Source organism: Gammaproteobacteria bacterium (genome assembly GCA_028819075.1).
Classification (GTDB): Bacteria; Gemmatimonadota; Gemmatimonadetes; order Longimicrobiales; family Gaopeijiaceae; genus BD2-11.
This window is the reverse complement of record JAPPMM010000045.1, coordinates 56,979-77,967: the sequence shown is the minus strand read 5'-3', so window position 1 is coordinate 77,967 and position 20,989 is coordinate 56,979. Positions and strand designations below refer to the sequence as shown.

Genomic DNA, 20,989 nt, shown 5'->3' with positions numbered 1-20,989 from the left:
CAACGGGCCGAAAGGGTCCGTCCGTAAAGGCGAGGCCGAACTTGCGCGTCCGGGGCGGACAGTCCGAAACACTTGCACCCGGTCGCCGCTGCTGCCGTAATGGCAGAACCAGGGGCGCTTCGGGGAACCCCGCAGTGCTGAGAAGGCCCGCGAGGGCCGACATCGCGGACGGAAAAATCGCAATCGAAAATGCGCCCCGTCTCCGCCCGGCCACCATCAGACCAAGGGAGGGAGCCATGAAGGGTAGTGATCGAGCGGTGCGCGAGCCTCGAAGTGCATAAGAGGACGGTGGTGGCGTTCGTACGGACGCCGCGGCCGGGTGGGGAGAGGTCTCGCCGGAAGGAGACGCGGACCTTCAAGACGACGATGAAGGGCTTGGAGGGGCTGGGGGCGTGGCTGCTGTCGCGCGGCGTGACGGACGCGGCATTGGAGTCGACGGGGGTGTACTGGCGTCCGGTGTGGGCCGTGTTGGAGGACCGCTTCCGGTTGCTGCTGGTTAACGCTCGGCACGTCAAGCACGTTCCCGTACGCAAGACGGACGTGAGAGACTGTGAATGGGTTCCCCAGCTTCTGGAGTGTGAGCTGCTCAGGGGAAGCTTCGTGCCCCCCGCGGAGATCCGCGACCCTCGGGACCTGACGCGGCTGCGCAAGACGCTGGTGCGGGAGCGGAGTTCGCAGGTCAACCGGGTGGGCAAGGTCTTGGAAATGACGAACGTCAAGCTGGGCTCCGTGGTGTCGCACGTCATCGGTGCGACCGGGCGGGCGATCCTGGAGGCGATGATCGCGGGCGAGGGCGATCCGTCGGCCGGCCTGGCGAAGGGGAGCCTGCGTGCAAGCGCCGGGAGCTGGCGGAAGTCGTTCTCGGGCTGGTTCGCGACCACCACCGCTTCCTGCTTCGCCGACATCTGGACATGATCGACGAGCTGGACCGCCAGATCGCGACGATCGAGGCGCGGATCCTCGCGGAGACGACCGGCCCTTTCGGGGCGGCCCTCGCCCTTCTGGAGAGCGTTCCGGGGGTGGCGCGGCGGTCGGCGGAGGCGATTTCTGGCAGAGATCGGCGATGACATGTCGAGATTCCCGACCGCCGCGCATCTCGCGTCCTGGGCCCGGGTCTGCCCGGGCAACCACGAGAGCGCCGGGAAGCGAAAGTCCCGCGAAGACAGGAAGGGGGACGCGTGGCTCTTAGGGATGCGTTGTCGCAGGTGGCGTGGGCGGCGGCCCGGACGAAAGGAAGCTACTACCGGGCGCTGTACTACCGGATGAAGCGGAAATTGCGTCACGTGCCTCCTAGAGTGCATCTTTCTCCCTCGGGTGCCGGATGCGGCGGATGACGTACGCGCCGTAGTGATGGCGCTGGCCGACAGGCCGGCCACCGACTCCCACACCCGTGACGCACCAGAAGCCCTGAAACATGTTGCTGTGACGCTGGCGGAACACCTGACAGGAAGACCGCGAGTTAAACACACACGACCCCATAGAGGGGGAGGAACCATGAACTGGCCGGGATGGGGCGACGTGCTCCCGATGCTCGCGCTGATCGGGGCGGCGTGGTCGTGGGCGAAGCTGTCCGACCGCACGGTTTCGCGGGCGGTGGAGAAGGCGGGGCGGGAGGCCGAGAAGGCCGCCGAAGCGGCGGCGGATCGCCTGTACGAGCGGCTGCGGGGGAATGACTTCCGGCACGTCGAAGACGGAATGAAGGCCATTGGTGAGCGGGTGGGCCGCATGGACGGGCGCTTGCGGGACGCGCTTTCGGAAGTGCGCGGGATTGGCGCAGCCGTTGAAGACGTACGGCGAACCGTGGCCTTGCTCGCGGAGAGATCGCAACGGCGCGAAGACGCCCCGACTCCCGAGCCCTCGGAGCGGAAGCCGAACCCGGTGAAGCCCTAAACTTGCGGCTGTTGCTGGCGGTGACGCGCCGAAAGGCCCTGGTGCCCTTGCGGAGTCGCCCGGAGGCGAACGGAGGTATCGGGGAAAAACAAGAACGTAGAGCAAGACGGCGGGACGGAGAAAACAGATGACGGTCGAAGCATGGTCCATTATCGGCATCGGCGTACCCATCCTCGCGTTCCAGCTCAAGGTAATGCACGATGTGGGCGACCTCAGAGAACGGGTGGCCAGAATCGAGGAGAAGCTCAATCCATGGCGCAGCGGGAAGGTGCCGTGACGGTCGCCGGCAAGGAACTGCCCCGCACCGCCGCGGATTCGTACCGCGACTTGATGGAGCAGGTGAAGAAGCGCACGGAAGCGGTGAACTTCTTTCTGCGCATGCATGGTATGTACGCACAGGTTATGGCGGAATCTGTCGCTCTGCAGCTTCGCAACATCCTCGAGACCATCGTTCTCGGTTCCCTCGTGTCGGATCTCTCCGAGTACGAGAAGCGAAGGACCGACATCAGGAAGACGAGGAGGATGTCCCTGCTGATGAAGACCATGGATGCGGCCAACAAGGACTACTACCCGGTCCCCACCAGACAGGTCTTGGACGCGGACGGCAGGGTGATCGAGACGGTTTCGGTCGAGTCGGGCTTCCTGACCAGAAATGAGTGCCCGAGGCTATACGGGAGGTGTAGCAACATGCTTCATACGCTGGGGCCAACTGCCGATCCTCTCTCGTTTCTGGACGCGGCTCCCCGGTGGTTGAATAGGATCATCACGCTTCTGAATCACCACCAGATCCAGTTGTCCAACCCGGACATCCAGCTCTGGACTCTGATGAACGCGAGTTCGGACGGCCGGGTTCACGTCTACACGTTCAAGCGCGTCCGAGAGAAGGATATTCGGTTTCTACCGCGCGATGCCCAGGAACGGATCAAGCACTTGGAGCACTCGCGTGAGGACTCTCAAGCCTAGCCAAGCGGAAGCCAACTACTCCCGTCGACCGCGAAGCTCCCCAGGCCTCGAAACCATGGCGAGACACCAGCGCAGACTAGCGGTAGTCCTGCTGGTGGCCGCGTGCTCCGGTGACGCGACGGCCCCCGATCCGACCCCATCTGCCCCGGACCCAAATCGTCCGCCCCCTCCCGTTAATCGGCCTCCAGAGGTGACGGGGGACATTCCCGCGCAACGCCTTCCAGGACCGGCAGAGCCCGTGACGGTGGCTTTGGGGACGTACTTCACCGATCCGGACGGGGACGCGCTCACCTTCGCGGCGTCCAGTACGGACACGGCGGTTGTGTTGGCGGTGGTGGCCGGGGACACGTTGCGCCTGACGGGCGGCGGAACCGGGGGGGCGGGAACGGTGACGGTGACAGCAACGGACCCGTCCGGACAGTTGGCGCGGGCTGCGGTGGCGGTGACGGTGAACCGGGCTCCGGTGGCGGCGGGGGACGACATCCCGGCGCAAACCGTGATCGATGAAGTGGGACAAGTACTGGTGGACGTGCTGGCGGGCACGTTCACCGATCCGGACGGAGACTCGTTGTGGTTCGATGCGGAAAGCTCCGACACGTCCGTTGTCGAGGCTGGCTGCTGCTCTGCCCGATCCGGAGGCCCTTGGATGGTGTGGCTTCGTCCGGTCGCCCATGGCGGGGCAACCGTGACCGTAACCGCCCGCGATCCCGACGGACTGGAGGCGCGGGCGGCGTTTGCGGTGGAAGTGACGGAGCATCCCGACCGGGCGGCGTTGGCGGCCCTGTTCGAGGCGACGGACGGGCCGAACTGGACGAACAACGAAAACTGGCTGACAGACGCTCCGCTTGCGGAATGGCACGGGGTGTCGGTGTGGGACGATGGCAGGGTGTCGAGCCTGTACCTCGATGGCAATGCCCTGTCCGGCTCCATTCCCCCGGAGATCGGCAACCTCGCCAGCCTTGTAAGCTTGGCGTTCACCGAAAACCGCGCCCTGACTGGGCGAATCCCTCCGGAGATCGGTAACCTCGCCAGTTTGGAACAACTGTTGCTCCACGACAACGTCCTGACTGGCCCGATCCCCCCGGAGCTTGGCAACCTTGCCAGCCTGGAAACATTGTGGCTCCAAGACAACGACCTGTCCGGCTCGATCCCCCCGGAGTTGGGCGGCCTCCCCAGCTTGGAAGCCCTGTTGCTCAACGACAACAACCTGTCCGGCCCGATCCCCCCGGAGTTGGGCGGCCTCTCCAGCTTGAAAGACCTGTGGCTCCACGACAACGACCTGTCCGGCCCGATCCCTCCGGAACTTGTCAACCTCGCGTTGATACCGAGCTTGCCCACTACCAGCGGCTTCCATTTGCCGACGGGGAGTATCCTTCTTTCGGGCAATCCCAAGCTTTGCGTGCCCAACGATCCCCAGCTTCGGGCATGGCTGATCGAACGGAGAAACTACCCGTACCCCTGCCGATCCAACCCCGATGTTCGGCTGTTGCCTCTCGCGCTGATGCGCGCGGATGGAAACGGCCTGTCGCTGGCGTTGCCGGATGATCTTCACGCCCCGGCGGTGAGTGTCTCGGACCCCGGCGTTGTGGCCGCGTCCTTCGCGGACGGCTGGCTTGAACTGATTCCCCGGAGCATCGGCCGTGCGGATGTGGAGCTAGTGCCTTCCGGCGGCGGTTACCTTGCCGTCGCGGGCGTGTCAGTGCGGAGGGCCGTGGGAACGTTCGGGATCGACATTGTGATGGAGCAACCCGCCCCGCTGGCCTTCGAGGAAACCATGGTAGCGGCTGCCGACTGGTGGTCTTCCGTGTTGGGCGGCACGGAGTGGAAGGATCGGCGGCCCGGATGCTTCAACGACGAGGCAACGGCGCTGGCGGATGAGCTTCTGATTCACGCCGGGATCGATGCGGAGACGGGGTACGCAGGGTATGCCGTTGCATGCTTTTTCCCTCCCGGCGAAGAGGATTCCACGACCTACGAGCCTGCAGGCGGAGAGGTACGGGCACACCCCAGATTTGCTGGTGTTGAGGGGCTGATGCGTCATGAGATCGGCCACATTCTCGGCTTGGTGAAGTGGCCGGTGCGTACCGGATTGACGACGCTAGACCGGGCGCATTTCACGGGCCCCAGCGCCGTGGAGGCGTACCGAGCGGGCGGCGGCGATTCAGGCCTGCCCGGCGTCCCCCTTCAGGAAGACGGGTGCAGGTGCCATTGGGATGTTCCGGAGCTTATGGGACGGGGGGGCGGCCCCGGCGGCGACGGCCTTTCCCTCGCGGCGCTGGCGGACGCGGGCTACACGGTGGATATGACAAAGGCGACCCCTTGGCGGATGCGGGACAACGCGGCGGCCTCCAGGGCCGCCGAGCCCTTCCGGGAGCGGGTGGAGGTTCGGATCGTACGGCGTCCGGTTCCGGAGTAGAAGGGGGGTGAGCGCGAAAGCATGGGTAAGAGGTTTGCGGGGTAGGCGTGGTGCTGGCGGCGGCGAGGGTGCCCCAACTCCAAGCTGTGCGAACGACGGATTTTGAGGAAGTACAGGAGCGCGAGCGGGTGGCACTTGGCGGCGCTCTACGAAGCGACGAATAGCCCAAACGGCGACCCCCCATCAGCACCGCCGAAGACACAGAAACGACGATCCACGAAGGCGATGTCCAGATCGCCGCGGATGGCCACATCGGCGGCTTGGAGGGCCGCGTCTGCCGAAACCCGGATCGGGAGGACGGCGTAGAGGAGGCGGGCAGTCGCGTTCGAGGGCGGATCTACCCGGTGGGCTGGAGCGCGTTGGCCACGACCCCTGTGCTTCGGCTTACGACCGCACCGGCGTGTGAAATCGACACGATTCCAAGCGGCAAGGTCACCAGTTATGCTGCCGTCGCACGCAAGATCGGGCGGAACAGGGCCGCGCTGGCGGTTGGCAATGCGCTTCATGAGTTGTCCTCGAAGGACCCTGAAGTCCCTCGGTGGCGCGTTTTGCGGAAGACGCGGATGATCCCACACCCTCACGCGCATTCCATTCGGCCGGTCTTCCCCAAGGAGTGGCGCGTCATCCTGGAGAGGGAGGGCGTTGAGTTCGACGGCGATGGTCGGATCGCTGAGAAGCACTTCTGCGAGGATTGGTAGGGGCGCGGACTGAGGCGTTACGCTCAGGCAAGGTCTCTAGGCCAAGGCCATCGCGGGGCTAGCCCTTGATCCCGTAACGCCCAAAAGGTTCTGTTAGGGCGAGCTCATTCTAGGGGCAAGCGCAGAGGCAAGGGGTGGGTGTGTGACAAAGGCGCGAGGGCGTTGGAGCCGGATCGTGGCGGGCATAATCGGTGCGACGGTATTAGCCACCGTCGTAGAGGCGGGTGTCAGTGCCGTTTTGGATCGACCAGCGTTGTTCTGGGCGACCCTAGTCGGGTGGTTCCAGTTGATGGTCGGATGGATCAACCTTACCTACTTGCTCTGCGGGCTGGGGGGCACAGGGTTGCTCTTGCTAGGCGTGGCAATTGGGCGAAACGACCCGAAGAAGGTCGGAAAGGCAGTGCCACTGCCGTCGGCTGATGCCGAACCAGGTGGTGGCTCGCCGGATCCCCGAGTGGACGCGCCGCCCGTTGATCCCCACCCCACCTGGGTCGACGAGGATAAGGCACTTGCGTTGCTACGCGGTCATCTCCTGGTTACCAGCATTGCGAAGGGTATGCATGAGGCCGGTGAAGCTGGCTTGGTTGGGGCTACCCATCAAGTGGCCGAGATGGTGCTAGAGGAGTTCGCGCTGGAATTCCCTAGCAGCACCAAGATGCTGGCGAATCGTTACGGTGACATCGTTACCGAATACGCTCAGGCCGATTTGGTCTCATGGGCTGACCAGAGCTTCGCGTCGGTCACCTCCTCAAATCCTGAGCCCAGGGAACCAGACGCCTAAGCCGAATTCGCACAACCGCACCGTCTGGACCGGCGACAACCCAGACGTTCTCCTGGGCATCAATTTGGTCCAGAACAAGGTCGTGGCGCACCTCTCACCCCGGGTGGATGGCGAGAGACCCATTCCTGCAAGGAGCAACCGCCGTGATTGACGAGCCCGCGACCAAACCGAGAACGCCCAGCGAGATCTTTCCCATCCTGAGCGAGGACTTCCGCCGCCGCGTGGTCAAGCGCGCCCTCAGGCACCGTTCCGAGTCCAAGGCTCTGCGGCGCCAGCGCGGAGCCGCCTTGCGGCGTCTTCGCGTGGACGGATATCGGGACGCCAGCCGGGCGCCCCGGCCCAAGCTTCTCCAGCCCGTCCTGGGGGCGATCCAGCACCACGACCACGACCTCGCCCGCGCCGTTCTCAATGCCTGGATCGACTCGCACGGCGAGCTTCGCGACCGGACCGCCGAGCATCTTGCAAGCAGGGGTCACGCTTCGATTCGTTCTTGGACGCGCGAGGAATGGCGTGGCGAGCGCGAGGCGCTGGCAGCGGCCGACGACGCGGTAGACCGCGAGTCCGCCGGGCTGATGCTGTCCTCCTCGCCCGGCGCTTTCCCGCACCGCCGCCCCTCGGGTCCCCGCTCTTTCAGGATTGGCTCGACATCCTGCAAGACCTCCGGCCCGACGCGCCCGATTGGGACGAGGCCGGCACCCTCGTCAAGTGGATGGACGACATCCGGCGAGACAAGGAGCGCGAACTCGTCGGATGGTGCCGCGAGCAGATGGCGGGCTTTTGCCGCACCCTTCGCGAGCGGTTCGGCGAGGAACTGCGCTACCTCGGGATCGACCCGGATCCATGGCCCGGACTGGTCGAGGAGCGGCCCGCGCTGACCGGGTCGGCGCTCCCGCTCCTCATCTTCCTGGAAGTCAGCTTCGAGGCGTACGAGCCGATTCGGCCCCAGGCTCCCTCGCGCGAAGACGAGCTTGAGCGGGCCATACAGCGCGCCGAGTGCGAGGACGCGATTCTCGCCGCGGTCGATGCGTGGCGGGAGCGTGTCGCCAAGCTCGACCCGCCGGACGAGGACGGCTCCGGGAAGGAGGCCGACGCCGGGGGAGAGGCGCGCGCGGCTTCGGGGGCGGCGAACCGCTCCGTTGCGGAAACCCGACCTCCCTCGTTGGCGTCCGTGAACGGGGACGGTTCCACGCGCCGCGAGATCGAGGCCCTTCGCGAGGACCGCGAGCGCCTCGAAGCGGACAACCGGACGCTCCGGGAGGAGAAGGCGCTGGGAGACGAGGAGGCCGGACGGCTCCGCGAGGAGGTTGCGCGGATCCGGAGGATGGAGGAGCACTGGAGGCGCGCCTACATCGAAGAGCGTAGGCAAGCCCGGGCGGGCGATGGCGAGCCGGTGGCGGCAGAGCCGGTGGGGAGCGTTCGCGAGGCCATCGCCCAGGCGCGGCGGATGTTCCCCGACCGGCTGCTCATCAAGCTCAACTCGCGCTCGAACGAGGACGCGCCCTTCGTTAACCGGAAGGGACCAACCGACCGGATCGGGGAGACCTGCCCCGGCTAGTTCTACAAGTCGAACCAGTCGGCTCCCACGATGGGACGGTTCCGGGACTGGTACCGGACCCACGTGAACGGAACCACGTGGAAGCTGGCCGCCCATCTCGGCAAGGGGACCAGCCACGACCCCCACCACACGATCCGGATCGCCTTCGCTTGGGACGAGCCGAACGAACGCGTCATCGTCGGATTCGTCGGCATGCACCAGAGGAAACCGAGCCTCTTAGGCGAGGCCGCGGGGCGCACGCAGCGGTAGCGCGGGCACCGAGGGCGCGGGACAATCAGGGCCGGAAGCGCGTTCCGTTTCGGCTCGCCGTTTCGCCTTCCCGCATGGGATTGCTGGTACGGGAGCGACCCAGGCGAGGGTGGGATGGCCATGCACATCCCAACCGCCGCCGTGGCGTGTGAGGCATGCCGAACACGTGGGTCGCTCCCGTCAACGGGCGCAAGTGCCCGCGCGTCACCGCCGCCCCTGCGGCTGCGGCACAAACGCAATTGCACCAGCAGCTTGCGTCCTCGGCGGCGTGTCACATCCGAGCGCGTTTCCCGTGCACAACGGCCCCGATGTCAATGTGCACTTCCGGATCGGCAACGGGCCATGTCCACGGGCGGTCAAATCCCGCCTCCGGCGAGGCGGCTCGAACGCCACACCGAATGGCCGTCGATCGTTCCTCCGGGGAGGCCCGATCGGAGCAGTTCCTTCATCTCGGCGATCCGCTGGAGGCAGGCTTGGAAGCCGCCCATCGCCTCGACCGCCGCGTCGTCCATGCCGAGGATGGCATTCTCGATGCGCGTGATCTCGCGCCGGGCCGCAACGGCGGTTCCGGGCGAGTGGACGGTGCGCGCGTCCGCGTCCGCATTGGTCCAGTTCCCGAGGATCGTCCGCGCCCGCTCAAGCGGCCTCCGGGCGCACGCGACCCCGGCGACCTCGACCGACCGGCCCAGTTCCCTCAGCGCCTCCCAGAGCTTCAGGTGGCGGTCCCGCCACGAACGGAGCGGGGTCGAGGTGTCCCAGCCGGGATCGGCGTGGACGAACACGGCGCGGCGGGAGTCAAGCGCCACGGGCATCCCGCGCGGGAAGTAGCGCCGCGCACCTCCGGCCGCGCCCCGGTAGACCCGGACGGGCATGGCCGAGCGTCCGATGCCCATCGCCTCGAACGCGGCGACCTTCTCAGCTTCGGTCGGGAGCCAGGGCAGGTCCGGGTGCTCGATCACGTAGTCGAACGAGAGCAGGCGGCGCATGGCCACCTCCGTCGCGGTGATCCTCCGAAGGCGGATACCTTCGGCCCCGAGCGCCCGGTAGATGCCGCGCGCGCAGACCCGGCAGACCTTCAGGTCTCCGACCGGAGCGTCTTGAAGCGGTCCATGCCGAACCAGTCCGAGAGCTGGGAGCGGGTGAACACGCCGCCATGCAGGCTCGCCAAAGCGATCCACTCGGCGCGGCGGCCCGTCAGGCCGAACGGCTCCAGCGCCTTCTCGCGCCCCTTCAGATGGTCAATCAACCTGGCCGCCTTCGGTCGGAGGCTCTGCCGTACATTAAGGTTCTGCTCCAACGATAGGATCCGGACTCCGCAGCGGTTATCGAGTGCGGTGAACGTGTCACCTCCGGTGGGAATCGGGAGACCGCGTTCGGCGGCGTCAAGCCGCAGCTGCGGGCAATCGTCCCGAGCCGTCCGGTGCGGTCCCGGACGCGGGACGGCTTCCGGCAGCCGCTGCTCCATCGCTCCCCTTAGATCCCAAGGTGCTGGCGGCTCGTTTCGAGGCGCGAACGGCGCTGGCGCTGCACTGGTCAAGCGACCGTCGTCCAGCGAGATTACGTTGCGCAGATCGTGCAGTCCATCGAATCGAGAGGAATCGAACGATGGCACGCACGAAACGAAGTCGGCGCTCGTACGGCGCTGGCGAATGGGGCCGCAACCGGGTCCGGATCTTCCCGGACCCGAAGACCGGCAACTTCCAGATTGAGTGGCGCGAGAACGGGCGGAGGCTCACCCGGTCGCTTGGACACCGCGATTGGGCGAGGGCGAAACGGCAGGCGGACGAATTCGCCGCCGGGTTCGTCGGCCCGGACCTGAACGGCAAGGCGGAAGCCGAGCCCGAACCGCTCACCTTGGAAAGGCTTTTTGACATTTACGTCGATGAGGTGACGCCCACCAAGGGTTGGCAGTCGCGGTGCCACGACAGAGCCGCGATGAAGATGTTTCTGGGCTTCCTCGGACGGAACCGAGATCCGGCTACGCTGTCCCGGAGGGACTGGGACCGGTTCATCCGGGCGCGGGGGACGGGCGCAGTCGGACCGAGCGGCAAGCCCGTGTCCGATCGAACGATCGAACATGACCTCAAGTTCCTGATCGCGGTGCTCAACTGGGCCGCGAAATCGAGGGACGAGCACGGAAAACTCCTGCTCGACTCGAATCCCCTGAGAGGCCTCAGGACGCCGAAGGAGAAGAATCCGACCCGGGTGCTTCTGGCACAGGCGGAATACGAAGCCCTGCTCGGGGTGTCGGCGGATACGGACTGGCGCTTCCGCGTAGCCCTCGTCCTCGCACACGAGACGGGACATCGCATCGGGGCTATTCGGCAACTCAGATGGTCCGACATTGACATGGAGATGAAGACCGTCCGGTGGCGGGGCGAGCACGACAAGTCCGGCTACGAGCACATCACGCCGCTGACCGACGAAGCGCTCGCGGTCCTCGAAGAGGCGCGGCGAAGGAACTCCGGCTCGGGAGACACACCTGTGCTACCTACTTCCACGGATCCCTCCACATGCGTCAGCCGTTGGCTGGTCCGTGACTGGTGGCAAAAGGCCGAAACACGTGCGGGGTTGGAGCCGAAGCGTGGCCGGGGCTGGCACTCGCTGAGGCGGAAGTTCGCTTCGGATCTGATGAACCAGCCGCTGAAGGTGCTCTGCGAGCTCGGGGGCTGGCAGACGGCCAAGACGGTGCTCCAGTGCTATCAGAAGGCGGACGAGGCTCAGCTTCGGAAGGCGCTTGCCAAGCGTCAGAGAGTCGGCACCTGACGCAATCAGCGGGAACCAAATGGCTGGAATCCGGCCAGCCAAACTCGTAAGTTCAATACCCACTGAAGGCTGCCGATCTACGACATCTTGCCGGGATGGCGGAACGGTAGACGCAGGGGACTTAAAATCCCCCAGGCTCAGGCCTGTGTGGGTTCGAATCCCACTCCCGGCACTCGGTTCGCGGCGGGGCTCATGTCGGTGCCCGATCGCGCGAACTGCGCGCGTGCGTGAAAAACCCGGCGCGAGACGTTACTATGCCCGTCGAACCCCGACAACGATCTGGAAACGAGAACCGTTTCCCAGGAACACAACGGCGAGGAGGCCCCATGTCGCAGAAGCATCAGTTCAGCCGCAGAACCTTTTTGAGAGGCGCCGGAGCGACGGCGGTTCTCGGCGCGGTGGGGGCCCGGCCGGGCGGCATCGGGGGGGCCGCCGATCTCATGGCCTCGACATCCCGGCAGAGCTTCGACTTCGATGAGATCTACGACCGCCGCGGCACCGACTGTACCAAGTGGGACCGGGCCATCGCGGCCTTCGGCGAGGACATCGAGGTCGGGATGGGCATCGCGGACATGGACTTCCGCGCCGCCCCCTGCATCACCGAGGCACTCGCCAAGCGCTGCGACCATGAGAACTGGGGCTATCTGGCCCGGCCCGCCTCCTACACGCAGGCCATCGCCGACTGGAACCACAGGCGCTACGGTCTCGAGGTCGACCCCTCCACCATCGAGCTGACCACGGGCGTGCACCCCGGGCTCATCGCAGCCCTGCACGCCTTCTCGCCCCCGGGGTCGCGGGTGCTCATGAACACCCCCACCTACAACGGTTTCTACAGCGACCTGCGCTTCACCCGCACGATCGCCGAAGACAGCGAGATGTTCGTGGTGAACGGCCGTTACGAGGTCGACTGGGACGACTTCGAGCGGCGCGCCACCCGGGTGAACACCTTCCTGCTGTGCAATCCGCAGAACCCCACCGGCAACTGCTGGTCGGAGGAGGATCTGCTGCGCATGGGGGAGATCTGTCTCCGCAACCGGGTCATCGTGCTCGCCGACGAGATCCACTGCGACTTCGTGACCGCGGACAACAAGTACACGCCCTTCGCGAGCCTGCCCGACAAGGAAATCGTCGACAACAGCCTCACCTTCAAGGCGGCCAGCAAGACCTTCAGCCTCGCCGCGATGAAGGCCGCCTGGTACTTCTCCACCAACCGCAACCTGATGGCGCGCGCCCGCGCCTTCACCCGGGCCGACCTGAGCACGCTGGGAATGGAGGCCAACCGGGCCGCGCTCACCGACGGCGACGAGTGGCTCGACCAGCTCCTGGTCTACCTCGACGGCAACCACGACCTCGCCGAGTCCTACCTGAAGAACGTCCCCGGCGTGAACTACACCAAGGCCCAGGGCACCTACCTGGCCTGGCTGGACGTGAACGGGCTGATGGACAAGGTGGGCGCCCGCGAGAAGGCGGCGGAGGAGAACGAGACCTCCGAGTCCGTGGTCACGCCCGAGCAGATCATGCAGCGCTGGTTCGCCGAGAACGCCCGGATCTATCTGAATCCCGGGCACTCCTACGGCACCGGCGGCAGCGGCCGCATGCGCATGAACCTGGCCACCTCGCGCGTGCTGGTGAAGAAGGCGCTCGACAACCTCGGCGAGGCGGTGGCGAACGCGTAGGGCGACACCGCGGGACGGCCGGGTCTGCCGGCCGAACGCAAGAACGGCGGCGGGTCGCGATCACCGGGCCCGCCGCCGTTCTTTTTCGGAACTGCTCCTCTGACGTTTACTGGCGTCTACTGTATATTGCTGACAATATCGACACCGCTCCAGGCCCGTCGGTGCCCGGCAGAGTCGCTCGTCAGGCCGGCAGGCCGTGCCGGATCACGTGCTCCATCGCGTCGCCGAAGCGGTCGAGCTCCTCCAGGGTCGTGTAGACGCTGGGGGTGATGCGCGAACCGGTGCACTCCTCGTGGCCGATGCCGACCGCGATGATGCGGTGCTCGTTCCAGAGGTACTGATTCAGGGGACCGGGATCGACGCCGTCGATCTGGACGTTGGCCAGCCCGCAGGCGAACCTCGCCTTGCGGCTGGTGTGCAGGCGCACGCGGTCGTGCTGCAGGAGCCGGTCCGCCCAGTAGTCGCGCAGGTAGACCATGCGCGCCTCCTTGCGCGCCCCGCCGATTCCCTGGTGGAAGGTCAGCGCCTCCGCGATGGCCAGGTAGTTCGCCGCCGGGTGCGTGCCGATCTCCTCGAACTTGCGGATGTCGCTGTCCCTGCTCTCGGGGGCGGCGGTCAGCGGCCACACCTCCGGGATCCTCTCCCGGCGGACGTAGAGCAGCCCCGTGCCGTGGGGCGCGAACAGCCATTTGTGCAGGGAGGTGGCGTAGAAGTCCACGTCCAGCTCGCCCAGATCGAAGTCGAAGTGGGCGAGCGCGTGGGCCCCGTCCACCAGCACCGGAATCCCGTGGCGGCGCCCCAGGGCGGTGAGTTCCTTCACCGGCAGGATCTGGCCGGTGAGGTTGATCATGTGGCAGCACAGGATCATGCGTGTGCGCGGCGTGATGGCCTCCTCGAACAAGCGCACGATCTCGGCGGGATCCTCGGCGGGCACGGGAATGCGGATCTGCTTCAGGACGATGCCGTGGCGCCGCTCCCGCTGCCGGAAGGTGGTGATCATGCGCCCGTAGTCCTGGGTTGTGGTCAGGACTTCGTCGCCCGGCTGCAGGTCGAAGCCATGCTGCAGGATCTGCAGACCCTCCGACGCGTTTCGCGTCAGGGCGATCTCCTCCGCATCCACGCCCCACTCGCGTGCCAGGCGCGCGCGCACCGTCTCCCGCTGCGGCTCGAGAATCTGCCACATCGTGTAGGTGGGCGCCTCGTTGGAGTAGTCGAGGTGGCGCTTCATCGCCTCCTGCACCCAGCGCGGCGAGGGGCTCACCCCTCCGTTGTTCAGGTTGATGAGGCTCCGGTCCACGGTGAACGCGCGCGCAACCTCGACCCAGAAGTCCTCGTCGCGCGCGATCTGCGCGGGTGACCCGGACCAGTTGCCCAGCTCGTCAGCGACCTTGCGGGCGTCCGCGGAAAGGCGGGCGGGCAATAGGGGGAGTCCGGCGGCGGCCACGGCGGGCACGGCCATGGAACCGAGAAACTGGCGGCGACTGGGCATCATCGGGTCTCTCCTGCAGAGGATGGTGGCTCGCTCCGTTGCAGGCACGATACGACGAGCGGGATCGAATGTCACCTGCCCGTGGAGGCAGCCGGCCGGCGGCATGAGGACGACCTCACGCGTGGAGGGATGCCTGCCTTGCGCGTCTCCACGGGCGTCCCGCAACCGGGAACATTTCGTCGGTGGACGGGCTATTCCGGCGTCGTCTCCGTGCTTTCGGAGCTCATCCAGTCCAACGCGGCCGATCCCTCGAAAACCTCGCCCGCCCCGCGCGGCGCCGGGCAACCAAGGCATGAACAGGAAGAGGATTGCGATGCCGAAGTTGCCTTGCCGGGTCTGCGTCCTGGTTTGCGCGGCCACCCTTCTCGCCGCTGCCTTGCCCGCCCTGGCGCAGGCGCCGCCGGACGAGACGGATCCGGACTCGACGGCGTTCCTGCTGGATCCCCTGGTGGTGACCGCGACCCGCCTGGCGACCACCACCGACGAACTCGCCGTGTCGGTTAGCCTGGTGGGGCGGGCCGAACTGCGCGAACAGCCCAACCGCCTCCTCCTCGATGCCCTTGTCGCCGAGCCCGGCGTGCTGGTCCAGCAGACCACCGCGGGGCAGGGGGCCGCCTTCGTGCGCGCCCTCACCGGCAGCCAGGTGCTCCTGATGGTCGATGGGGTGCGCCTCAACAACGGCACTTTCCGTCAAGGTCCGAGCCAGTATCTGTCCTCGGTGGATCCGGAGATCATGGAGCGCATGGAGGTGGTGCGCGGAGCCTCGTCGGCGCTCTACGGCTCCGATGCCATGGGCGGGGTGATCAACGTGATCACCCGGCGTGCCGGAGACCTGCTCGAGCCGGGCGAGAACTGGGTGACGGAGGGCTCCTATACCTTCGACGGAGCCACCAGCGGGAGTCGTGCGCGGCTCTCGGCGGCAACGGCCGTGCCGGACTTTCTGTCGGGTCTGGAGCTCTTCGGCGGCGCCGGCTTCGGCACCTGGTCGCACCTGAAGCCGGGCGGGGGCCTCCCGCCCCAGGATCCGACCGGCTACGACCAGTGGAGTGGCGACCTCCGCCTCGACCTGCAGGCCACCCGGCGGTTCCGCATCGAGATGGCCGGCCAGCATGCCGAGCAGAGCGACGTCCCGCGCTACGATCGCTACGTCGACTTCCGGGCTCCGGGAGTGGCCGGGGGAGGAGTGGGACGAAACGCGCTCTACCTCTTCGAGCCCCAGGACCGGTCGCTCGCGCGCATGAAGGGAACCGTGGCCACGAGCCGGCCCTGGATGTCCACTCTGGACGTTCAGGTATCGTGGCAGGTGCAGCGCGAGGGACGCTCGATCAGGAGCCAATCGCTCAGGGATGACATCGTCATGCCCTCGGACCGCGTCCGCTACGTCTCCGACGACGTGCGTTCGGTTGCACTGGACGTCCAGGGGCAGGCGATACACGGCGATGGCCGGAGCGGCGTGACCTACGGGCTGGAAGTGTGGGACAACGTCACCCGCTCGCACGGCCGGGAGGAGAACCTGGCAACGGGCGTGGAGACTTCCTCGTTCCGCTGGAGCGGGGAGGAGGCCGTGCCCACCGGTCGGTTTCCCGATGGCTCCCGCTTCGGCGGCGCCGCGCTGTACGCCTTCGCCGACGAACCCTGGGGGAGGTTCCGGGTGCAGTTCGGGGGGCGCGCCAGCACCTATCGTACGACCACGCGGGTCGGTGACGACTTCGGCGGTGACGTGGACTCGCGGGTCGGAAACGTCACCGGCGAACTCGGCGTGGTCTACCACCCCGCGCAGGCGATGTCGCTCAGGGCGCGCGCGGCCCAGGCCTTCCGCGCGCCCAACATCTACGATCTCACGCTGGTCGGAGATGTCCCCGGCGGCATCGCGCTGCCCAATCCGGAGCTGAGCCCGGAGCGCAGCTACACACTCGAGTTGGGGGCGAGCTGGATGCGAGGTTCGGCGACGGCCGAGCTGACCGTCTTCCGCATCGGAATCGACGACCTGCTCGAACGCAGCTTCGGGACCTTCCGGGGCCAGAGCACCTTCGGACCCGACCTGCTTCCCGTGCTCACCATTCAGAACATCGGCTCGGCGACCATCGACGGTGTCGAAGCGGGCCTGTCCGCCGGACTCCCCGCCCGCGGGCAGCTGGACCTTGCGGCTTCGTGGACCCTGGGAGATGCGGTGGTTGCGCGCGACGGGATGCTCGCGGAGGAGCCGCTCAGCCGCGTGCCCCCGGCGACGTTGTCGTATCGCCTGCGCTGGCCGTGGTCCCGCGACGAACGGTCGGGCTGGATCGAGTACTTCGGCAAGATGGCGGGTGGCCAGAACCGGCTCGGCTTCCGCGACCGGATCGACAGCCGCATCCAGGAGGGGGGGACGCCCGCGTACCATGTCCACTCCCTTCGGGGAGGCGCGTCCTGGCGGGATCGTTTGCGCATCTCCGCCGGGATCGAGAACCTCTTCGACGAGTTGTATCGCATTCACGGCTCGGGCATCGACGCCCCCGGCCGGCACCTCTTCGTGCGGCTGGACGTGCGGAGCTGACCGGGCCTGCCTCACGCGCCAGGTATGATGCGAGTGACGTTTCTGGGCACTTCGGCCGCGTGTCCGACCGTGCGCCGCAACGTGAGCGCGATCGCCGTGCAGCGGGAGGGCGACCTCATGCTCTTCGACTGCGGCGAGGGCACCCAGCGCCAGATGATGCGCTACGGCACGGGGTTCTCGCTCTGGGCGGTGTTCATCACACACATGCACGCCGATCACTTCGTGGGCGTGACCGGGATGCTGCGCACCATGGCGCTGCAGGGGCGGGAAGATCCGCTGCTGCTCACCTGTCCGGTCTCCGGCCGGCGGGTGCTCGAGGATGCCGTCCACCTGGGATTCGACCGCCTGAGCTTTCCGGTCGAGGTCCGGGAACTCAGGCCGGGGGACTGCGTCTCCCGGGACGGCTATGAGGTGCGCGCCTTCCGGGTGAACCACGGCATGCCGGCGCTCGGGTACGTATTGCGCGAGGACGATCGCCGGGGGCGGTTCGATGTCGAGAGGGCACGTGCCCTGGGCGTCCCCGAAGGACCCGCCTTCGGCCGTCTGCATCGGGGCGAGACGGTGGAGGTCGAAGGGCGGGCGGTCCGGCCGGAAGAGGTGGTGGGACCCGGCCGGGCCGGCCGGACGGTGGTCTACACGGGCGACACGCGTCCCGTGCGCTCGACGGTGGAGGCGGCGGCCGGGGCGGACCTGCTCGTCCATGAGTGCACGTTCGCCGGCGATGACACGGCGCGGGCGCGCGCGACCTTCCACTCCACCGCTGCGGGCGCCGCGCGCGTCGCCCGCGACGCCGGAGTGGCCCGCCTCGCGCTCACGCACATCTCCGCGCGGTACTCGGAGCAGCCGGCGCGCCTCGAGCGCGTGGCGCGCCGGGTGTTCCCCGCGACGGTCGTGGCCGCGGACGGGCTGACCCTGGAAGTCCCCTACCGCGATGATCCCCCCGCCACCCCACCCGCCCGCGGGCGAGAGGGAGCTGCGTGAGTTCGACACCCGACCATGGATTCCGCACGGTCGCCATCGTGGGGCTCGGGCTGATCGGCGGGTCGCTTGCCCGCGCGCTGGCGTCCCTCGACCGGCCGCCTCGCGTCGTCGCCACCTCGCAGACGGCGTCCAATCTGGAGCTGGCCGAGCGTGCGGGCGCGATCGACGCGGGGTCCACCGACCCGGAGGCCGTCCTCGCGGTCGCCGACCTGGTCGTGTACGCCACCCCCCTCGACGTGACCCTGCGCCTGCTCGCGGACCACCGGGGCCGCTGGCGGGCAGGAGCGGTCGTGACCGACGTGGTCAGCCTGAAGGGCCCGGTGGAGGAAGCGATGGGGGCCCTCGGCGAAAGCGCCCGCTACACCGGATCGCACCCGATGGCAGGCGGGGAAGGGTCGGGGTTCGGTCACTCTGCGGCCGACCTGTTTGCGGGCGCGACCGTCTGGCTGACGGGGACGGGGGCGGGGGCGGCTGCCGTGGAGACGCTCTGGCGGGCCGTGGGCGCCCGTCCGCGCTGGACCACCGCCGGCGAGCACGACCGGCTCATGTCGTGGTGCAGCCACCTTCCCCAACTGGTCTCCAACGCCCTTGCGCGCGTTCTGGAGGAATCCGGTCACGCCCCTTCCGACCTGGGCACCGGCGGCGCCGACATGGTGCGCCTCGCGGGCAGTTCTCCGGAAATGTGGCTTCCGCTGCTGGCGCGCAGCGAGGCCGGGGACGCGCTCCGGGACCTCTCGCGGGTGGCGCGCGAGTTCGCGGACGCCCTCGACCGCCGCGATCTGGAGGCCATTGAAGACTGGATGAACTCCACTCGCTCCTGGCGCGCGGGCGGCGGCCCGGGCGAAGCCGGCCGGACCGGCCAGTGACGACCGAGCTGAGGGTGCCCGGCGACAAGTCCATCTCCCACCGGGCGCTGCTGCTGGCCGCGCTGGCGGCCGGCGAGAGCCGCATCCGCGGCATCCTTACCGGAGAGGATCCCCAGGCCACGGCCTCCATCCTCCGCGAACTGGGCGTGCGCGTGCCGCCCCTGCCGGCCGATGGGGAACTGCGCATCACCGGAGTGGGCGTGCGCGGCCTGCGTACCCCGGGCCGGATCCTCGACTGCGCCAACAGCGGCACCACCGCGCGGCTGATGCTGGGTGTCCTGGCGGGACAGGAGCTCGAGGCCACCCTCACCGGCGACGATTCCCTGCGGCGCCGGCCGATGCGGCGAGTGACCGACCCGTTGTCGCGGATGGGCGCGCGCTTCGAGCCGCTTGCCGCTCCCGGCAGACTCCCACTGCGCATTGCCGGCGGCCCCCTGCGCGCCCTCGACTATCGCCTCCCCGTGGCCAGCGCCCAGCTCAAGAGCGCGCTCCTGCTCGCAGGGGTGACCGGCGGCGTGCCGGTGCGGCTCCTCGAGCCGGGCTTCTCGCGCGACCACACCGAGCGCATGCTGGCAGCCGCGGGGTGTGCGCTGGCCAGTTCCCCGAAGGGCGGCGCCAACCGGTTGCGCCTGACCGCCGCGCCGCCCGCCCTCGATCCTCTGGACGTATCCGTGCCGGGCGACTTCTCGTCCGCAGCCTTTCCGCTCGCGCTCGCTCTGCTGGGTGGGGCGGGGGAAGGGATCGTGCTCCGCGGTATCGGGCTCAACCCGACACGGACCGGACTCCTTCCCGTACTGCAGAGGATGAACGCTCGCATCGAAGTGGAGATCGGGTCCGCGCCGGAAGGCGGCGAGCCCGCCGGCGACCTGATCGTCCACGCGTCGGACCTGACCGGGACCGTGGTGGAGCGCGAGGAGATTCCGGGACTCATCGACGAGGTGCCCGTCCTGGCGGTGCTCGCCGCCCGCGCCAGGGGCATCACGCGCATCACCGGCGCGGAGGAGCTGCGGGTCAAGGAATCCGACCGGCTGGGCGCGCTGGCGGCCAACCTGTCGAACCTGGGCGTGGAGGTGGAGGAGCTTCCCGACGGCCTGGTGATCGAAGGGACCGGCCGCCCCCTGTCCGGTGCAGTCGAGGCGCGCGGCGACCACCGCATCGCGATGGCCTTCGGCGTGCTCGGCGCGCTCGCCGGAAACGCCATCACCGTTGACGCGCCGGCGGCCGTGGGCGTCAGCTACCCCGGCTTCTGGGAGATGCTCGAGCGCGCTTCCAGGCCGGCCGGGCGACCCTCCGTCCCGGATTCGAGCGAGAAGGACCTGGAGCCGGGGCGACCCCTCCGTGGGCGCGAGCGGGGACCGGTGATCGTCATCGACGGCCCGGCCGGTTCCGGCAAGTCCACCACCGCCCGCGAGGTGGCGCGCCGGCTGGGCTTCCGCCACCTGGACTCGGGCGCGCTCTACCGGGCCCTCACCTGCGCCCTGCTCGAGTCGGGCCGGCCGCCGGACTCATGGCCCGCGCTGACGGAGTCGGACCTGAACGCTCATCCCGTGCGGATGGTGGCCGCCGGATCCGCATTTCGGATGATGCTCGGCGCGCGCGCCCTGACAACCGAACTGAGGAGCCCCGAAGTCGACGCTCACGTTTCCGCCGTCGCGCGGCTGCCCGCGGTGCGCGGGTGGCTGCTCGACCGCCAGCGGCAGGCGGGGAAGGAGGGGTCACTGGTGGGCGACGGGCGCGACCTGGGCACGGTAGTGTTCCCGGATGCGGAGGCGAAGATCTTCCTGGTCGCCGATGTCACCGAACGCGCCCGCCGCCGCCTGCGCGACAAGGGGCGCGATCCGGACTCGGACGGTGCGGTGGCGGCGGAGGCGGCCCGCCTGCGCGCCCGTGACCGCATCGACGCCACCCGCGGGATTGCACCGCTGAAGAAGGCGGCCGACGCGTTCGAAGTCGACGGAACCCGCCTCTCGTTCGAAGAGCAGGTCGAGGCAATCCTCGGCGTGGTGCGCTCCCGGGCCGGCCACCGGCACGCGAGGATTCCCACTTCCGCGGAATGATTGACGCACTGACCGGCGACGCATACCTTAACGTGCTGAAAAATAGCCGTTTGCCCGTACCTCTGCTGG

At 68.0% G+C, this 20,989-nt stretch carries 19 protein-coding genes, 1 tRNA gene and 1 pseudogene; 18 read left to right on the top strand and 3 right to left on the bottom strand.

Features of this window, described 5'->3' with window-relative positions; genetic code table 11:
• Positions 1 to 273: 273 nt before the first annotated feature.
• The 10 genes from OXU32_12155 to OXU32_12110 all read left to right on the top strand — a co-directional run bounded on the left by OXU32_12155 (position 274) and on the right by OXU32_12110 (position 8,552).
• Positions 274 to 915: a transposase gene (locus tag OXU32_12155; protein ID MDE0074700.1), complete on the top strand. Its 642-nt coding sequence runs from the start codon at positions 274 to 276 to the stop codon at positions 913 to 915.
• Positions 912 to 1,067, top strand: a complete 156-nt coding sequence (locus OXU32_12150) for a hypothetical protein (GenBank protein MDE0074699.1) — start codon at positions 912 to 914, stop codon at positions 1,065 to 1,067. Before OXU32_12155 ends, OXU32_12150 begins: the two co-directional genes overlap by 4 nt.
• 427 nt (positions 1,068 to 1,494) lie before the next feature.
• Positions 1,495 to 1,890, top strand: coding sequence for a hypothetical protein (locus OXU32_12145; GenBank protein MDE0074698.1), 396 nt, complete (start codon positions 1,495 to 1,497; stop codon positions 1,888 to 1,890).
• Between the two features lie 127 nt (positions 1,891 to 2,017).
• Complete coding sequence (locus tag OXU32_12140; protein MDE0074697.1) at positions 2,018 to 2,167, top strand: hypothetical protein; 150 nt, start codon at positions 2,018 to 2,020, stop codon at positions 2,165 to 2,167.
• Positions 2,164 to 2,853, top strand: a complete 690-nt coding sequence (locus tag OXU32_12135) for a hypothetical protein (GenBank protein ID MDE0074696.1) — start codon at positions 2,164 to 2,166, stop codon at positions 2,851 to 2,853. Before OXU32_12140 ends, OXU32_12135 begins: the two co-directional genes overlap by 4 nt.
• 238 nt (positions 2,854 to 3,091) lie before the next feature.
• Positions 3,092 to 5,269, top strand: a complete 2,178-nt coding sequence (locus tag OXU32_12130) for a hypothetical protein (GenBank protein ID MDE0074695.1) — start codon at positions 3,092 to 3,094, stop codon at positions 5,267 to 5,269.
• 374 nt (positions 5,270 to 5,643) lie between these two features.
• Complete coding sequence (locus OXU32_12125; protein MDE0074694.1) at positions 5,644 to 5,967, top strand: MGMT family protein; 324 nt, start codon at positions 5,644 to 5,646, stop codon at positions 5,965 to 5,967.
• A gap of 175 nt (positions 5,968 to 6,142) precedes the next feature.
• Positions 6,143 to 6,748, top strand: a complete 606-nt coding sequence (locus OXU32_12120) for a hypothetical protein (protein MDE0074693.1) — start codon at positions 6,143 to 6,145, stop codon at positions 6,746 to 6,748.
• A gap of 709 nt (positions 6,749 to 7,457) precedes the next feature.
• Positions 7,458 to 8,303, top strand: a complete 846-nt coding sequence (locus OXU32_12115; GenBank protein MDE0074692.1) for a hypothetical protein — start codon at positions 7,458 to 7,460, stop codon at positions 8,301 to 8,303.
• Between the two features lie 63 nt (positions 8,304 to 8,366).
• Entirely contained in the window at positions 8,367 to 8,552 is a 186-nt protein-coding gene (locus tag OXU32_12110) for a hypothetical protein (GenBank protein MDE0074691.1), read from the top strand.
• A gap of 356 nt (positions 8,553 to 8,908) precedes the next feature.
• Here OXU32_12110 and OXU32_12105 read toward each other — a convergent pair whose 3' ends face one another.
• Together OXU32_12105 and OXU32_12100 are read right to left on the bottom strand one after the other, a co-directional pair.
• Positions 8,909 to 9,538 carry a hypothetical protein gene (locus OXU32_12105; protein MDE0074690.1) on the bottom strand — a complete coding sequence of 210 codons (630 nt, stop codon included), beginning with the start codon at positions 9,536 to 9,538 and terminating at the stop codon, positions 8,909 to 8,911.
• Positions 9,539 to 9,627: 89 nt separating this feature from the next.
• Complete coding sequence (locus OXU32_12100; GenBank protein MDE0074689.1) at positions 9,628 to 9,798, bottom strand: hypothetical protein; 171 nt, start codon at positions 9,796 to 9,798, stop codon at positions 9,628 to 9,630.
• 359 nt (positions 9,799 to 10,157) lie between these two features.
• Here OXU32_12100 and OXU32_12095 point away from each other — a divergent pair, with 359 nt between their 5' ends.
• The 3 genes from OXU32_12095 (at position 10,158) to OXU32_12085 (ending at position 12,994) form a co-directional block, all read left to right on the top strand.
• A complete protein-coding gene (locus tag OXU32_12095) occupies positions 10,158 to 11,318 on the top strand; it encodes a site-specific integrase (protein ID MDE0074688.1) in 1,161 nt (386 codons plus the stop codon).
• Positions 11,319 to 11,407: 89 nt separating this feature from the next.
• Positions 11,408 to 11,490 (top strand) — tRNA-Leu (locus OXU32_12090).
• Between the two features lie 154 nt (positions 11,491 to 11,644).
• On the top strand, positions 11,645 to 12,994 hold the full coding sequence (locus tag OXU32_12085; protein MDE0074687.1) for an aminotransferase class I/II-fold pyridoxal phosphate-dependent enzyme: 1,350 nt from the start codon (positions 11,645 to 11,647) through the stop codon (positions 12,992 to 12,994).
• A gap of 181 nt (positions 12,995 to 13,175) precedes the next feature.
• Here the strand turns inward: OXU32_12085 and OXU32_12080 are convergent, their stop codons facing one another.
• Positions 13,176 to 14,486 carry an aminotransferase class V-fold PLP-dependent enzyme gene (locus OXU32_12080; protein MDE0074686.1) on the bottom strand — a complete coding sequence of 437 codons (1,311 nt, stop codon included), beginning with the start codon at positions 14,484 to 14,486 and terminating at the stop codon, positions 13,176 to 13,178.
• Between the two features lie 310 nt (positions 14,487 to 14,796).
• Here OXU32_12080 and OXU32_12075 point away from each other — a divergent pair, with 310 nt between their 5' ends.
• The 5 genes and pseudogenes from OXU32_12075 (at position 14,797) to cmk (ending at position 20,920) form a co-directional block, all read left to right on the top strand.
• The gene (locus OXU32_12075) at positions 14,797 to 17,016 is read left to right on the top strand and encodes a TonB-dependent receptor (protein ID MDE0074685.1); all 2,220 of its coding nucleotides are present in this window, start codon (positions 14,797 to 14,799) and stop codon (positions 17,014 to 17,016) included.
• 27 nt (positions 17,017 to 17,043) lie between these two features.
• Complete coding sequence (rnz, locus tag OXU32_12070) at positions 17,044 to 17,997, top strand: ribonuclease Z (protein ID MDE0074684.1); 954 nt, start codon at positions 17,044 to 17,046, stop codon at positions 17,995 to 17,997.
• Positions 17,994 to 18,863, top strand: a complete 870-nt coding sequence (locus OXU32_12065; protein ID MDE0074683.1) for a prephenate dehydrogenase — start codon at positions 17,994 to 17,996, stop codon at positions 18,861 to 18,863. The genes rnz and OXU32_12065 overlap by 4 nt, the downstream gene beginning before the upstream one ends.
• A pseudogene (gene aroA / locus OXU32_12060) lies at positions 18,815 to 20,119 on the top strand (3-phosphoshikimate 1-carboxyvinyltransferase). Before OXU32_12065 ends, aroA begins: the two are co-directional and overlap by 49 nt.
• Positions 20,117 to 20,920 carry a (d)CMP kinase gene (cmk, locus tag OXU32_12055; GenBank protein ID MDE0074682.1) on the top strand — a complete coding sequence of 268 codons (804 nt, stop codon included), beginning with the start codon at positions 20,117 to 20,119 and terminating at the stop codon, positions 20,918 to 20,920. The pseudogene aroA and the gene cmk overlap by 3 nt, the downstream one beginning before the upstream one ends.
• Positions 20,921 to 20,989 lie beyond the last annotated feature (69 nt).

Bases quoted from the DNA above. Each gene is read 5' to 3' on its own strand.
- OXU32_12150 (MDE0074699.1), top strand. From the start codon at position 912: ATGATCGACGAGCTGGACCGCCAGATCGCGACGATCGAGGCGCGGATC.
- rnz (MDE0074684.1), top strand. From the start codon at position 17,044: ATGCGAGTGACGTTTCTGGGCACTTCGGCCGCGTGTCCGACCGTGCGC.
- OXU32_12075 (MDE0074685.1), top strand. From the start codon at position 14,797: ATGCCGAAGTTGCCTTGCCGGGTCTGCGTCCTGGTTTGCGCGGCCACC.
- OXU32_12080 (MDE0074686.1), bottom strand. From the start codon at position 14,486: ATGATGCCCAGTCGCCGCCAGTTTCTCGGTTCCATGGCCGTGCCCGCC.
- OXU32_12105 (MDE0074690.1), bottom strand. From the start codon at position 9,538: ATGCGCCGCCTGCTCTCGTTCGACTACGTGATCGAGCACCCGGACCTG.
- OXU32_12115 (MDE0074692.1), top strand. From the start codon at position 7,458: ATGGACGACATCCGGCGAGACAAGGAGCGCGAACTCGTCGGATGGTGC.
- cmk (MDE0074682.1), top strand. From the start codon at position 20,117: ATGCTCGAGCGCGCTTCCAGGCCGGCCGGGCGACCCTCCGTCCCGGAT.
- OXU32_12085 (MDE0074687.1), top strand. From the start codon at position 11,645: ATGTCGCAGAAGCATCAGTTCAGCCGCAGAACCTTTTTGAGAGGCGCC.
- OXU32_12145 (MDE0074698.1), top strand. From the start codon at position 1,495: ATGAACTGGCCGGGATGGGGCGACGTGCTCCCGATGCTCGCGCTGATC.
- OXU32_12140 (MDE0074697.1), top strand. From the start codon at position 2,018: ATGACGGTCGAAGCATGGTCCATTATCGGCATCGGCGTACCCATCCTC.
- OXU32_12095 (MDE0074688.1), top strand. From the start codon at position 10,158: ATGGCACGCACGAAACGAAGTCGGCGCTCGTACGGCGCTGGCGAATGG.